We start from the raw sequence: 14,427 nt of genomic DNA, 5'->3' as shown, positions 1-14,427 counted from the left end.
AGGATTCGGGCATTACCCCCCACTGGTTGGTAGTTTTGGTCTCGAGCTTCATCGGACGTTTTTGGATGTTTGTATAATTGCAAAGATATAGGCAGCTATTAAAACAATAAGACTAAGCCACCAGAGTTGGTCTGTAATTGTATAAAGGAGAAATGCTAAAACGGCTCCATTCATGTCTCTTAATATGCTTACTTTTTTAAAAAAACTATATATATATGTTAAAAACATAAGAGACAAAACAAAATATGGAAACAAGCTATTCAATAGGAATCCCACCTTTATTATGCCATTTACTTTTGGATTAAAAAACACATGCTACCTAATTTAGCAACATGTGTTTTTGGTTTTAATTAGACTTCTCAATACGTTCTTGTACGCATGTAAGCTCCTCCGCTGTAAATTCGGACGTAAACACCATAACCTTTATTCTTATTAGATATATAGGTTGCTCCTAACCCAAACAGAACCGATGAAACTTCTAAAGACAGGCCTAAACCCTTGGTTGTTGGGAATAGAGAAAGTATTTTTCCTGCAAACCATGAAATCGCAGCAGCAATCCCTAATTTTTCAACTAGCCATCTAGTATCGTCATCACTAAAGTACCACCATTCGCCAACACCCCAATCACTGCTTGAATATACATATGTATCCCTGTCGTGTCCATAATAATAATCCTCAGTTACAGCCATGGGACTTACTCGGTTTTCTAGAGTCCTTCTCTCTTCATTTGTAAACTCTTCGTTAGCAGAATTAAAGACTTCTTCTAACAAAACATAGGTCTCTTCCGGAATTTCCTTTTTTGCCCCTTCTTTAAAGTGATAACCTGTTTCATCTGAATAAATGAGATCCTCATATTGTTTAAGTCCTTCTTGTATTGTTTTGAATTCCTTAGATTCTAAAATATCATTTAGTTGTTGGTAAGCCTTTTTAGCTTCTGGGTCTATTTGTAGCTCTTTATAAAAAGATTTTTCGTCAAAAGTTGGATCAACTTGAACATTAGCATGTGCATAATTTGTTGGGATTAAGGCTGAAACGGAAAATAGTGAGAGAGATAAAAGCAAAAAGATACTTTTTTTCAATTTAGACACCACTATTTACATTTTTTGTATATCCTATCAATTTCCAATATAAAAGTAAATTACCTATATTATAAACATGATGGTATCAATTACCGAATCATAGTAAAATTGGGACAAGTACATAGGCACGGCTTTCAAGGGGGGCGGCTCATCCTCACGTCTAACAGCGAGGGGGTGAGAGCATGACAGTATTCGAGGCGCTAATGGGGAATGTAACTTTTTTTGTGTAAATGGGTTTTTAACGGGTGGACAGTTAGATATGACGTGGGCATATGTGTTTGATATTGAGCCACAGTAAACCATACATTCTTTTTCAAAAGTTTCCCCTGCTAAACAAAGGGGAAACTTTTGAAATTTTTTGTACCAAGGAGGCTAATATATGCAACAGTTGGCAAATATCATTTTGATCTTTTCTTCTGTTATCACCCTTATATTTGCTGGGAGGGCGATCATTCAATATAAGGGTGCAGATGATAATCGGAAAAAAAAATTAATAAATACTTTTCTGATTTCCCTTGTGATTACAGGGATTTTGATAGCGTTGGTAACAATGATTATTATTGGATCAGCTTAGCTCTGAAAATCAGCTTTTGACATGATCGGGCAGCAGTAAAACACAATGGTAACTCAACGTAAATGATCCAGCAGAAAGGTCTTTGCACAAATACTTTTTTGGGGTGGCATAGCGTCACCCTTTTTTGTGTTGTCCCAACTGTCTGCCAAGTTTTTTTGCTAACGCTTTCCAAATAACGGCGCTTTTTAGGTGATGCAAACCAAGGGAGAATCTGATAAAATCGATCAGGTGTTCGTCTTGGTGGCTCGCGGCTTTTTACAGTTTGCGCGTGTTTTTTCCAGGAGAAAACGATGTCATCCGGCTCGCGAAAAGGGGAAAAACGGCTCCCTTCGTGCGGTTGTCGATGTCAAGAACTTTTTTCAGTGAAACACAATATATAGTGTTGTCGAATTTTATTTCGCACAATATATAGGTGAAACTATTGAGTTTTTTTGACAAAGATAGTTAACTAGAGAGGAAAGAATCGAAGGAGGAACGTTCATGTTGGCAACCGAAACCGTATCCCGAACCGTTTTTTTGAGGGATGAATTTTTAGCACAATATCCAGATTTTCCTGTTCATATGAATCCTCTGGGACAATTTGTTTACTACCGGACTTATTCTCGCTTCCTCCCGGAGAAAGGCAGACGGGAAACGTGGAAAGAAACATGCCGCCGCTCGGTGGATTACAATATGAAGCTTGCGTACCAACATATGAAAAAGATCGGCTTGCAGCCGGATGAGCGGGCGATGGAGGCAGAAGCGGAAGGGCTGTTTGACAACATGTTCAACCTTCGCCAGTTTTTGTCCGGACGGACGCTGTGGGTAGGCGGCGCGGAGAACGGCGTTGCCGATTTGTACCCACTGGCTAACTTCAACTGCTCGTTTTTGAACATCAGGTCATGGGACGACCTGGGCGATTTGTTCTACCTGTTGCTCGTAGGAACGGGCGTAGGCTTTAAATGCACGAAGGAAATGGCAGCCGGACTTGGGCCGATCCGCACCAACGTCACCCTGCTTTCCTCCGAGTACAGACCGCTTCCGAAGCACCAGCGTCTGGAACGCTCCGAGCTGAATGTGCTGGACAACGGCTTTGCGAAAATTTACGTAGGGGACAGCAAGGAAGGCTGGGTCGAGTCGCTGCGCCTGTACTTGCAAATTCTCACGGATTCCGCCTACGAGCATATCCATACGGTCAAAATCTCCTACAACAGCGTGCGGCCAAAAGGGGAGCGGCTGAAGCGCTTTGGCGGAACAGCAAGCGGACACGAGCCGCTGCGCGAAATGTTTGAAGGAATCGACAAAGTGCTGAAAAACCAGATCGACCAGCATCTGGCCCCGATCGAAAGCGACGAAAAAGGGTACGGCAAAATTCGCCCCATACATATTCTCGACATCGGCAACCTCATCGGAGCAAACGTTGTGGTCGGGGGCGTGCGCCGCACCGCGGAAATTTTCCTGTTTGACCACGATGACTACGAGTGCATGCTGGCGAAATACGGCATCAACGGCTTCTGGACAGAGGAGCAGCTCGCCCACCATCGTCGTGTCGGAGAGCTTTTGGGAGAGCACAAGCCTGTCTGGTTTGACAGCATTCAAAAAGTGGGAGACGGGCGCTTCGGCCTGGATCACCGCCGCATGTCCAACAACTCGATTGCGTTCACCAAGCAGCCGACCAAAGAGTTTTTGCATCTTGTGTTCACGCTGATGCAACTGGAGGGCGAGCCAGGCTTTATCAACCTGGAAGAAGCGAATCGCCGCCGCCCGAATGCGGAAGGACTCAATCCTTGTGCGGAAATTTTGCTCGATTCGTACGGGGTCTGCAACTTGACGACAGTGAACCTGGTTCAGTTTGTCCGCGAGCGTGAGGACGGCTCGAAATATTTGGACCTGGACGGACTGTTGGACGCGCAGCGCAAATCTGCCCGTGCAGGATTGCGGATGACGCTCGTAACACTGGAGCTGCCGCACTGGGATACGGTCCAGCAGCGCGACCGCCTGCTCGGAACGTCGTTGACAGGCGTGAAGGATGCGCTCGCTTCTCTCGGCTATACCGAAGAGCAGGAGTTGGAGTTGCTGCGTCAACTGGGCGATGCTGCCCGCAGTGAAGCAGACCGCTACGCGTATGAGCTGCGCGTGAACTCGCCGCTGCTCGTGACGACCGTCAAGCCGGAAGGGACGTTGTCGCAGGTGGCCGGGGGCGTTTCCAGCGGCTTGCACTGGTCGCACTCGCCGTACTACATCCGCCGTATTCGCATCAACGCCCAGGACCCGCTGGCAAAGGCTGTACAAGCTCTCGGCTGGACCGTCCATCCCGAGGTGGGGACCCCTGGCGAAACGCACGAAGAGCGCATGGCAAATGCGCGTACGCTCGTGATCGACTTCCCGGTAGCATCCGGTGCGCAAGAGACGAAAAACGAAGTGAGCGCGAAACGCCAGTTCGACACGTACTTCCGTTTTCAAAAGGAATACACCGAGCACAACTCTTCCAATACGATTACCGTTCGCAAGGAAGAGTGGAGCGAAGTGGAAGAAATCGTCTACGCCAACTGGGACAATTTTGTCGGCGTGTCCTTCCTGCAACTGGATGGCGGAAACTATCAGCTTGCGCCGTATGAAGAGTGCACGAAAGAGCAATACGAGGCGCTGAAGCAATCGATGAAGCCGTTTGACCCGGCGATTTTGCAGCAATTCGAAACAGGCGGCGAGGCTGATCTGTCTACCGCAGAAGCGTGCGAAGGCGGCGCTTGCCCGATTCGTTAACACGCTGCTTCACATGAGGAACCAACATAGAGAAGAGGGAGAGACGGTCACGACGAGTCTCTCCCTCTTTTTTTGCGGATCAGGCCGACGATCAGGAGCAGCAGCGGGTAAAACAGCCCGAAAATCAGGCTGTAAGGCAACCAGGCGTCGACATCCCACTGGTTCATATACGCTGTATTCGGATAGACGATCAGGGAAAAGACGACGACGAGAAAAGCTTTGGGAAGGATGAGCGGCTTGTAGGTGCGGAGCCGAAATACTTGCACCATGCTGACAAACGACATGGTGCCTCTCATGATGCCGTTCCCGCTCGCTTCGAGAATCGGCTGTACGTTTTCAAACTCCATGGTCGAACAAAGAAAAAAGATCAGGGAGCAAAACAGCAACAGTAGCAACGGGGTAAACAGCTCGATGCATCGGGCGAAAGCCTCCAGTCCAAGCCGCATGGCGAGCATGACGACGAGCAAAAACAAAATGTGCAGCGCGATGATCGGAGTCTCTGGGAACATGTGCGTGATTAAAAAGTTTCCGATGTAAAACAGCACCTGCGAAGAGGCGAGCAGCATGGTGAAGAGGAAAAGCAGCGAGACTGCCCAGCCGAGCCATTTGCCGAGAACGCGTTCGTTGATTTCCAGCAAGTTTTGATTGGGATAGAGCAACCCGACAGCGATGTAGAGCCAGGCCAATCCATAGCCGACTACATTTCCCAGGATGGCGCAAATCCACGCGTCCTGCTTTGCATCCGCAGCCAATGTAGAAGGGGCGACCAAAATCGTGGTCCCGATGCAGAACAGGGCTGTAATTATCATCATTTGCCGATTCGAGATAGTGACGTTGGACAGCACCTGATGTCCTCCTAGTGGAACAATCTCTGCAAAAATTCCCCAAAGGGGCCAAGGACGGCGAGCACCCAATCGCCCGGATTGGGCATGGCGACCCCCAACACTTTGAGCACGCCTGCTGCTGCGGCGAGCAAAAGCAAAAGGGAAAACACGACAAGCTCCCGATAATAGCCCAGGTGAACCAGATGAGGGATTTCCCACCAGGCAATGATGATCGCTGTGACCAAGACAACGGTTGCTCCCCACATTCCTTTTTCCTACTTTCCTGTTTGCGCCAGTTTATTCTTTTTCGAGTATTGACGTAATGAAAAATTGACATACCAGCCAGACCGCAAGACCAGTTTGTCTATGGTACAATATACGTATAGAGAAAGGGGCGATGATGAGTGAGTCCGATTATTCATGCCCATCGGCTGCGAGTGCGCTACGGCGAGACCGATCAGATGGGCGTGGTCTACCATACGAATTACTTGAACTGGTTTGAGGTAGGACGAACCGAATTGATCCGCAATGCGGGGCTTACCTACCGCGAGCTGGAGGAAAGAGGCGTGCTGCTGCCGGTCACGGACGCGTCGCTCTCCTACAAAAAGCCGGCCCGCTACGACGATGTGGTGGAAATCCAGACGCGGGTCAAGGAGCTGAGTGCCGTTCGACTAGCGTTTGCTTACGATATTATCCGCGTGTCGGACCAGGAGCTGCTCGTGTCGGGCGAGACGATGCACGTTTTTACGAACGCAGAGCTGAAGCCGATTCGCTTGTCCAGAACAGAGCCGGAGGTTTACGCCTGGCTGGATGCCCAGTATAAAGGAGGGGAGTAGCATGCTGCGCTTTCTCATCATCCTGTTTGTCGTCGGATTCGGTTTGGAGCTGTGGGGGCTGATTACGGTCGGCTCGCTCATCGGCGGCTGGAACACGGTTTTGCTGGTGATCCTGACCGGGCTGCTCGGGGCTTGGCTGGCGAAGCAGCAAGGCGTCCAGGTGTTTCGCACGCTGCAGTTCCAGTTGGCACGGGGGCAGATGCCGACAGAGACGATTATTGACGGCGCGCTGATTCTGATCGGCGGCATTTTGCTGCTGTTGCCAGGCTTTGTCTCCGACGTGATCGGCCTGATTTTTCTCATTCCGTACACCCGCATGATTTTGCGCCACCTGCTGAAACAATGGCTGTGGTATTTGATCTCGTCGGGGCGCATCCAATTCTTTTTCCGCAGATAAAAGAGCAGTTGTCAAAAAGAACCGCTTCGAGCGACGGCCTCACGGCTAGCCCGAAAGCGGTTCTTTTGTTAGGTGCGTTTTCCCCGAATGTAGGTCCAGATGTCCACGAACACGTTGGCTTTGACCAGCGCGTTAATCAATACGAGCGAGACAGGGCCGATAATCAGCCCCAAAAAGCCGAACAGTTGCAGGCCGACGAACAGGGCGACCAGCGTGAGCAGCGGATCGAGACCGACGCTTTCCGCGACGACCTTTGGCTCGATGATCTGGCGGAAGATGAGAACGACCGCGTACAGGATGGACAGTCCGATGACCATCGTGTAGTTGCCTTTGAAAAACAGGTAGATGATCCACGGAACGAAGACGGTTCCCGTTCCGAGATACGGCAGCAGATCGACCAGGCCGGTAATCAGCCCGATCGTAATCGCGTATTCGACGCGCATGATGAGAAGGCCGACGATCACGATGGCGGCCGTCAGCGAGATGAGCGTCAACTGCGCCTTGAGAAAACCGAGCAAAGCGCCGCGCAGGTCGCGGAAAATCTGGTCCAGCCGGTTGTTGACGCCGCTTGGCAACAGGCGGCGGAAGCGCGCTTCCCAGAGGAAGAAGTCTTTGGAAATAAAGAACGCGCCCATGATGGAAATAACCGATACGGTAGCCATGTTCGGCAGGGAGACGAGCACGTTTTTCAGGCCGTCCAGGAAGCTGACAATCAGGTTTTGCCCGGCGTGGGTGATGGAAGTAATGCCGCTTCCGACCGTATTGCTAATTTTGTCCTTGTAGTTCGGGTCAAGCTGGTCGTAAATCCATTGCACCTGGTTGTAGATGCCGAGCAAAAAGTCTTGCGAGATCGTCCGCTGCAAATACTCGGACAGCTCCTGGGCGAATCCCGGCAGGCGCTTGGCCAGCTCGCCGATCTCCACGACGGTTTCCGAGACGACCAATGTCGCCAGCCCGATGGCGAGCAGCATCAAGACGAGCAGGGCGAGAGTGACCGACAGCCAGCGCGGAATCTTGAACTTTTGCGTGACGAACGTGACCGGCCTGTGGATCAAAAGCGCGATGACTAAAGCAATTATAAATGGGTAAAGTAAGGGTGTTGCAAACTGAAACAGCCAAATTCCTACATAAACAAGCAGGCAAACCCAGAAAAAGCGAATGATCTGAAAGAGGCGCTCCACCCAGTTTTCCTGATTCAACAAAGGTCTCCTTTCTGCCATCGAACAGCACACAAATCCTTATGGAACTATTATGCAGCAAACCGGACAAATGGAGCAAGTTCGCGCAAAAAACAAAACCGGGTTTCATCCTTTGAAACATTTTTTCGCCAATCTTATTCACAAAATCGCAATAATCTTTTATAATTGGGTCGACTTATAGTGGATTCTTTTCACTCGCCTCTCCCCCTTGGCATGTTCTAAGGATTTGCGTGGATCTATTCCCTGACAAGAGTGGTGGATGAAAGAAACCGCTGCCATCAACTTCATATTTGCTGTGGATAAAGTCGTTTATCAGTCACAAGGACAAGCGAGGACTGGATAAGCGCTACTACTTGAGTGGAAAAGGAGAGGGAGTTCTATGACAACAACACGTGGACTAGAAGGCGTCGTTGCCGCTCAATCATCGATCTGTTCGATCGTCGATGGGGTTCTTTGCTATGGCGGGATCAACATCGATGAGTTAGCAGAACATGCAACTTTTGAAGAGGTTGTATATTTGCTCTGGCATGGAGCGTTACCGAAGCGTGATCAGCTAGACGCTTTGAAAAAACAATTGGGTGAAAATGCAACAGTGGCAAAAGAAGTGCTGGAGAGCATCCGCCACTACCCAAAAGGCGTACACCCAATGGCGGCGTTGCGCACAGCTGTCTCTTCGTTAGCGCTCTACGACCCAGAAGCGCAAGACATGTCTCCTGAAGCCAACTATCGCAAATCCATCCGTCTGATGGCTCAAACTCCTACCTTGATTGCCGCTTACGAGCGCATGCGCAAAGGTCTGGAGCCAGTTGCTCCTCGTGCAGATTTCACCATCGCCCAAAACTTCCTCTACATGCTGACTGGCGAAGAGCCGACAGAAACAGCAGTGAAAGCGTTTGACGTTGCGCTGGTTCTGCATGCTGACCATGAGTTCAATGCATCTACCTTCGCTGCTCGCGTAACCGTTGCGACCTTGACTGATATCTACTCCGGTATCGTCTCTGCCATCGGCACGCTCAAAGGCCCTCTGCACGGCGGCGCCAATGAAGCGGTTGCGAAAATGCTGGTGGAAATCGGCAGCCTCGACAACGTAGAATCGTACATCCGCGCCAAGCTGGACAACAAAGAGAAAATCATGGGCTTCGGACATCGCGTCTACAAAGATGGTGACCCGCGCGCGAAATGGCTGAAGCAAATGTCCCAAAAGCTGACCGCGCAAATCGGTCGTCCAGAGCTGTATGAAATGTCCGTGAAAATCGACGACATGATTTCCAAGGAAAAAGGACTGAAGCCAAACGTTGACTTCTACTCCGCTTCCGTGTACATCTCTCTCGGCCTGGAAACTGACCTGTTCACACCGATCTTCGCTATCAGCCGCATGTCCGGCTGGACGGCTCACATCATGGAACAGTATGAAAACAATCGCCTGATCCGTCCGCGCGCGGATTACACCGGTCCGGTCAACCAACACTACGTTCCGATTGACCGCCGCTAAACACTCGCTATTTTCGAGCGTGGAGGGCACCTGTTCCCTAAGCGCAAGCTTGAGAACTACCACAAGCAGTGGTAGTTCTCCTACGTCTGGAAATATTCATAATCACCTATTATCTTCACCACTGGAGGGATTCTTGTGTTCAAAAACCTTGCACAACCAACTGCCGGCGAAAAAATTACGGTTGATAACGGCAAACTGGTAGTTCCAAACAACCCGATCATTCCTTTCATCGAGGGCGACGGTACTGGCCCTGACATCTGGAAAGCTTCCGTTCGCGTACTGGATGCAGCGGTAGAAAAAGCATACAACGGCGAGAAAAAAATCGCTTGGTTCGAAGTATTCGCAGGAGAAAAATCGTTCAATCAATACAACGAGTGGCTGCCAGAAGATACATTGACAGCGATCCGCGAATACTTGATCGCCATCAAAGGTCCTCTGACTACACCAGTAGGCGGCGGTATCCGTTCCATCAACGTGGCGCTGCGCCAAGAGCTGGATCTGTACGCTTGCGTGCGTCCTGTTCAATACTTCGATGGCGTTCCATCCCCTGTGAAACATCCTGAATTGACAGATATGGTTATTTTCCGCGAGAACACAGAAGATATCTACGCTGGTGTTGAGTGGGCAGAAGGCACTCCAGAAGTGAAAAAAGTAATCGAATTCCTGCAAAAAGAAATGGGCGTGAAGAAAATCCGCTTCCCGGAAACTTCCGGTATCGGGATCAAGCCTGTTTCCAAAGACGGTACAGAGCGTCTGGTTCGCGCAGCGATCAACTACGCGATCGACAACAACCGCAAATCCGTTACCCTCGTACACAAAGGCAACATCATGAAGTTCACCGAAGGCGCGTTCAAAAGCTGGGGTTATGCAGTGGCTGAAGCGGAATTCGGCGACAAAGTGTTCACTTGGGCACAATACGACCGCATCAAGGCTGAAGGCGGCGACGCTGACAAAGCGCAAAAAGAAGCAGAAGCGGCTGGCAAAATCATCGTAAAAGACGTGATTGCCGACGCGTTCCTGCAACAAATCCTGACTCGTCCTGCCGAGTACGATGTAGTAGCAACCCTCAACCTGAACGGTGACTACATCTCCGACGCGCTGGCTGCACAAGTTGGCGGTATCGGTATCGCTCCAGGCGCAAACATCAACTACCTGACTGGCCATGCGATCTTCGAGGCAACTCACGGTACAGCGCCTAAATACGCTGGTCTGGACAAAGTGAACCCATCCTCCGTGATCCTGTCCGGAGAAATGATGCTGCGTCACCTGGGCTGGAACGAAGCGGCTGACCTGATTATCAACTCCATGGAAAAAACCATCTCCGCGAAAACCGTAACGTACGATTTCGCTCGCCTGATGGAAGGTGCAACCGAGCTGAAATGCTCCGAGTTTGCTGACGCGCTGATTCAAAACATGTAAGATAAAGATAGTTTGGCAACGATTACCTTACATTTTGGAGGGGAGTTAAGTCATGGCATTCAACCGTAAAAAAATCGCTGTTATCGGTAGTGGCTTCACTGGTGCAACCACAGCATTTATTTTGGGGCAAAAAGAACTGGGCGACGTCGTATTGGTTGATATTCCGCAACTGGAAAACCCAACAAAAGGGAAAGCGTTGGATATGATGGAGTCTTCTCCTGTACTGGGGTTTGACGCCAACATTACAGGCACAGCCAGCTACGAGGACATCAAAGGTGCCGATCTGGTCATCATCACCGCAGGGATTGCCCGCAAGCCTGGCATGTCCCGCGACGACCTGGTGAACACAAACGCAGCCATCATGAAGTCGGTGGCGGAGCAAGTGAAAACGTATGCGCCAAACTCGATCGTGCTCGTTCTTTCCAACCCTGTTGATGCGATGACTTATACCTTCTATAAAACGTCCGGCTTCCCGAAAGAGCGCGTAATCGGGCAATCCGGCGTGCTGGATACGGCGCGTTTCCGTACCTTCGTGGCAATGGAGCTGAACGTCTCTGTTGAAGACGTGACAGGCTTCGTGCTCGGCGGACACGGCGACGACATGGTTCCATTGGTGCGCTACTCGTACGCGGGCGGCATTCCGCTGGAAACATTGATCCCGAAAGATCGCCTCGATGCGATCGTCGAACGCACCCGCAAAGGCGGCGGCGAAATCGTCAACCTGCTCGGTAACGGTTCCGCCTATTACGCCCCGGCTGCCTCGCTGGTGCAGATGGCTGAAGCGATCATCAAGGACAAAAAACGTATCCTGCCATCCATTGCGCTTCTGCAAGGCGAGTACGGCTACCACGATCTCTACCTCGGTGTTCCGACCCTCCTGGGGGCAAACGGGATCGAGAAAGTGATCGAGCTGGAACTCACCGCAGAGGAAAAAGCAGCCCTCGACAAATCGGCTGATTCCGTGCGCAATGTCCTGGCTGTTTTGAAATAGCCGGGTCGAGATGAATAACCAAGACGCCTTTCTTCGCGAAAGGCGTCTTTTTTTGCGGGAACGTCCAGTGGAGGTGAAGCAAATGACGTCTTTGTCCCGCGGCGGGCGGGGCGAACTGCTCGGCCGAAGTAGTTGCGAGACGAATGAAGTGCAAGGCGCCTTTGGCTTGGGGGAGTTTTTTTGCGTGTTTTCCTTTTGCTCCTCTGGCTCGGTAGGAATTCTTCTAAAACCTTGTGGTTTTTTTCGCTTCCTCTACGAGCTGTGAGGTTCGGTCAGGCGTTCTTTGGGAAAAGCCGAGTAGGTCGAAGCTGCAGTGGAGGGAGGAAACAGGAGAAAGCGCAGCAGGTGCTTGGGGCCTCTAGCGAGGGAGCGCAGACTGCCCGCCTGCGGGGAAAAAGGAAAACCGCGTCCAAAGTGGAGGATTCAGGGAAGCGGGTTCAAGGTGGACGCTTAAAAGCGTGTTTTCCCTTTTCCCCTCCGTCTCGGAAGGAGTCCCAAAGACCTTTGCGACTTTCTCCTGTTTTCTCTACGAGCTGAGGGGGGCGGTCAGGCGTTCATTCGGAAATGACAAGGTGCTCATAGCGTAGTGAGGAGGGGAGCTGGAGTTTATATTGAATTATATTGCTTATTATCAGGCCCAAAAGGAGTTGCACCTATACGACTCTTTTGAGGGGGGTATTTTCAAAGAGGTAACAAACTTAAATAGGGAAAATGTTGAATTTTTTTTGAACAAGTCGATTTAATGATAATTTTATTACAAAAATGGAAAAATTTTATAATAATTTGTAGAATAATGTACTTGATGAAATTAAATAAATTAAGGAGGAAACATGAAAAAGCCATTTCTTGTTGTATTAACGATGTTTTTAGTCGTATTGAGCCTTGGTAATCTTGTTGCTTCTGCCAAAGGCAACAATGCAACAGTAGAAACAGGGGAGGTTGTTGTTGAAGACCTTTCCTACGAGGAAGCAATGCAACGTATTGCAAAATATAGCGGTAGGTCGTTAGAGGAAGTAAAAAAAGAACAACCTAAAACACAAAAGAGCTTAAAAGCTTTAAGTGCAACATGCTCATACAGTGAAGTGTCTCAGCGATTATCAGTTTCAGGAACATATAAACCAAGATTTATTGCTATTGTAAATAAGTGCAGAGACGGTAGTTTCGGTTGGGTTTCTGACATTAGATATGCCGGATTAGATAGGTATCACGGGGTGAGCAAGCAATTTTCAGGTGATGTACAAGCGTGGGTAAAAAATAATCAACAAGGTATTGAGTATCTTGTAAACGGTGATTTTTATGATAATGGATCAACTACTCTAAATTTTCAAACCGGCATAGACACCCCGGTATTTAAAGCTACTTTTAGTGTTGCAAATGCATCAAATCATTACCGATACTTCTATAGCGGATATCAGTATCTCTCTGTTACTGGGAATTAAATAACTGCATACATTCAAAGGGGCAATCTTCAAGTCAAGAGAATGACCAGAGAGCCCCTTTTTGCTGTTCGGAGAAATTGTTTAGTTCGTTTTCTTTGAGATGAATTCGTTTGAAATTGTCTTAAAAATATTGGTGTACATTAGTTTGAGATTTTTTTCTGTCTTTTCATCATTTTCCAGGCCATATTCAAATATTTTATATTGCCCGTCTTCATTGATAAATCCAGTTGCAAACATACCGGAGCTCGTTGAGGGAGCAGTAGAATATGTTAGACTTTCTTCTATGAACGGGTAATATGATTTGGTTGATCCGATAAAGAAAACAGGGTATTTCAGACTTTTATAAAGCCTGGCAAATTGAGGTTTGGAAGCTTCCTCTAGGCACTCTGGCATGATAAATAATGCGTGAAACTCTGTATCCGATGCATTAATTAGTGATTCAAGAGTTGTTTCGATGAAATCAATATTTTCGTTGACCACAGGAGGCTGCCCGATCACTCCAATTTTTAGATTCTGCTCGTTATTGCCTGCAAAGGAGTTATCATTTACACATCCGGCAGTAAGCAACAGGCAGGCTAAAATGATATGTAAAAATATACTTCTCAATTAATCAACTCCCCGGCCTTTGAATTTTACATATAATACCATAATTTTCTTATATGGTCAAATCTTCATTATTAGGGGTGTACAAACATTTGGCTGTTATAATCTTTTAAGCCCGGGCTCTGCAACTACCTCTATGGGTTGCCCCGAAAGGCTTGTAAGATTTTTAAAACTCCCATCAACATCATTAGCCCCTGACGAGGAAAGAGGAGGAATACGCGAAAGCCCTTTGGGATCCCGACCGAGGTGGAACGGAAAAAACGAAACACGCTTTTAAGCGTCCACTCTGAGACCCATCCTGAATAAACCACTTTGGACGCGGTTTCATTTTTTCCCTGGAACCGGGCAGTAGTGCTTCCAGCGGGGATCCCAAGAAGCTCCAGCGATTTCTCCTCTTTCCTCGTCGCCACGAAAGCTACGATCAAGGGGCTTTTAAAACAACCGGGACGAGCCGAAGCCAAGGCTGCGATCAGGAGCTTTCAAAACAACCGGAACGAGCCGAAGCTAAAGCTACGATCAAGGAGCTTTCAAAACAACCGGAACGAGCCGAAGCTAAAGCTACGATCAAGGAGCTTTCAAAACAACCGGGACGAGTCGAAGCCAAAGCTACGATCAAGGAGCTTTCAAAACAACCGGGACGAGTCGAAGCCAAAGCTACGATCAAGGAGCTTTCAAAACAACAGGGACGAGCCGAAGCCAAAGCCGCCATCAAGACGCTGTCAAAACACGGAGCGGCCAAAGCCAAAGCCACGAGCAGAAGCCTCTACGACCAAGGGACCTTTCAAAACACCCCCCGAAGCCTAACATCCCCTCCCTGATGCCCACCCCTCAT

The 14,427-nt window shown here is 49.0% G+C and carries 13 protein-coding genes; 8 read left to right on the top strand and 5 right to left on the bottom strand.

Going from position 1 to position 14,427, the window contains the following annotated elements; all coding sequences use genetic code 11:
• Positions 1–359: 359 nt before the first annotated feature.
• Positions 360–1,079, bottom strand: coding sequence for a hypothetical protein (locus AC27IT_RS08135; RefSeq protein ID WP_025846819.1), 720 nt, complete (start codon positions 1,077–1,079; stop codon positions 360–362).
• A 379-nt stretch (positions 1,080–1,458) separates the two neighbouring features.
• Between AC27IT_RS08135 and AC27IT_RS08130 the strand changes: the two genes are divergently transcribed.
• Both AC27IT_RS08130 and nrdJ read left to right on the top strand, forming a co-directional pair.
• The gene (locus AC27IT_RS08130) at positions 1,459–1,653 is read left to right on the top strand and encodes a hypothetical protein (protein ID WP_025846822.1); all 195 of its coding nucleotides are present in this window, start codon (positions 1,459–1,461) and stop codon (positions 1,651–1,653) included.
• Positions 1,654–2,133: 480 nt separating this feature from the next.
• Complete coding sequence (gene nrdJ, locus AC27IT_RS08125) at positions 2,134–4,395, top strand: ribonucleoside-triphosphate reductase, adenosylcobalamin-dependent (protein ID WP_007784801.1); 2,262 nt, start codon at positions 2,134–2,136, stop codon at positions 4,393–4,395.
• A gap of 47 nt (positions 4,396–4,442) precedes the next feature.
• Here nrdJ and AC27IT_RS08120 read toward each other — a convergent pair whose 3' ends face one another.
• The gene (locus AC27IT_RS08120) at positions 4,443–5,240 is read right to left on the bottom strand and encodes a GerAB/ArcD/ProY family transporter (protein ID WP_005834772.1); all 798 of its coding nucleotides are present in this window, start codon (positions 5,238–5,240) and stop codon (positions 4,443–4,445) included.
• A gap of 11 nt (positions 5,241–5,251) precedes the next feature.
• Positions 5,252–5,485, bottom strand: coding sequence for a hypothetical protein (locus AC27IT_RS08115; RefSeq protein ID WP_005834770.1), 234 nt, complete (start codon positions 5,483–5,485; stop codon positions 5,252–5,254).
• Positions 5,486–5,623: 138 nt separating this feature from the next.
• Here AC27IT_RS08115 and AC27IT_RS08110 point away from each other — a divergent pair, with 138 nt between their 5' ends.
• Both AC27IT_RS08110 and AC27IT_RS08105 read left to right on the top strand, forming a co-directional pair.
• The gene (locus AC27IT_RS08110; protein WP_007784796.1) at positions 5,624–6,055 is read left to right on the top strand and encodes an acyl-CoA thioesterase; all 432 of its coding nucleotides are present in this window, start codon (positions 5,624–5,626) and stop codon (positions 6,053–6,055) included.
• Between the two features lies 1 nt (position 6,056).
• A complete protein-coding gene (locus tag AC27IT_RS08105) occupies positions 6,057–6,452 on the top strand; it encodes an FxsA family protein (RefSeq protein WP_005834767.1) in 396 nt (131 codons plus the stop codon).
• Positions 6,453–6,520: 68 nt separating this feature from the next.
• On the opposite strand, the gene ytvI is transcribed toward AC27IT_RS08105, so the two are convergent.
• A complete protein-coding gene (gene ytvI / locus AC27IT_RS08100; RefSeq protein WP_327945151.1) occupies positions 6,521–7,651 on the bottom strand; it encodes a sporulation integral membrane protein YtvI in 1,131 nt (376 codons plus the stop codon).
• Between the two features lie 379 nt (positions 7,652–8,030).
• Here ytvI and citZ point away from each other — a divergent pair, with 379 nt between their 5' ends.
• The 4 genes from citZ to AC27IT_RS08080 all read left to right on the top strand — a co-directional run bounded on the left by citZ (position 8,031) and on the right by AC27IT_RS08080 (position 12,992).
• Positions 8,031–9,143, top strand: a complete 1,113-nt coding sequence (gene citZ, locus AC27IT_RS08095) for a citrate synthase (protein WP_005834764.1) — start codon at positions 8,031–8,033, stop codon at positions 9,141–9,143.
• Between the two features lie 135 nt (positions 9,144–9,278).
• A complete protein-coding gene (icd, locus tag AC27IT_RS08090; protein WP_005834761.1) occupies positions 9,279–10,562 on the top strand; it encodes an NADP-dependent isocitrate dehydrogenase in 1,284 nt (427 codons plus the stop codon).
• A gap of 52 nt (positions 10,563–10,614) precedes the next feature.
• Positions 10,615–11,553 carry a malate dehydrogenase gene (gene mdh, locus AC27IT_RS08085; RefSeq protein WP_005834759.1) on the top strand — a complete coding sequence of 313 codons (939 nt, stop codon included), beginning with the start codon at positions 10,615–10,617 and terminating at the stop codon, positions 11,551–11,553.
• A gap of 830 nt (positions 11,554–12,383) precedes the next feature.
• Positions 12,384–12,992 (top strand): hypothetical protein, encoded by a 609-nt coding sequence (locus AC27IT_RS08080; protein WP_487091724.1) that lies wholly within the window; start codon positions 12,384–12,386, stop codon positions 12,990–12,992.
• A gap of 81 nt (positions 12,993–13,073) precedes the next feature.
• Here AC27IT_RS08080 and AC27IT_RS08075 read toward each other — a convergent pair whose 3' ends face one another.
• Positions 13,074–13,598, bottom strand: coding sequence for a hypothetical protein (locus AC27IT_RS08075; protein WP_005834754.1), 525 nt, complete (start codon positions 13,596–13,598; stop codon positions 13,074–13,076).
• Positions 13,599–14,427: the final 829 nt, after the last annotated feature.

This window comes from Brevibacillus sp. YAE8 (assembly GCF_057543335.1).
Note: the sequence above shows the minus strand (reverse complement) of the source record. Positions and strands in the feature narration are given on the sequence as shown.

What these genes read in the sequence shown, in the direction of transcription:
- AC27IT_RS08130 (WP_025846822.1), top strand. Translation starts at nt 1,459, where the DNA reads ATGCAACAGTTGGCAAATATCATTTTGATCTTTTCTTCTGTTATCACC.
- nrdJ (WP_007784801.1), top strand. Translation starts at nt 2,134, where the DNA reads ATGTTGGCAACCGAAACCGTATCCCGAACCGTTTTTTTGAGGGATGAA.
- AC27IT_RS08115 (WP_005834770.1), bottom strand. Translation starts at nt 5,485, where the DNA reads ATGTGGGGAGCAACCGTTGTCTTGGTCACAGCGATCATCATTGCCTGG.
- AC27IT_RS08105 (WP_005834767.1), top strand. Translation starts at nt 6,057, where the DNA reads ATGCTGCGCTTTCTCATCATCCTGTTTGTCGTCGGATTCGGTTTGGAG.
- citZ (WP_005834764.1), top strand. Translation starts at nt 8,031, where the DNA reads ATGACAACAACACGTGGACTAGAAGGCGTCGTTGCCGCTCAATCATCG.
- mdh (WP_005834759.1), top strand. Translation starts at nt 10,615, where the DNA reads ATGGCATTCAACCGTAAAAAAATCGCTGTTATCGGTAGTGGCTTCACT.
- AC27IT_RS08080 (WP_487091724.1), top strand. Translation starts at nt 12,384, where the DNA reads ATGAAAAAGCCATTTCTTGTTGTATTAACGATGTTTTTAGTCGTATTG.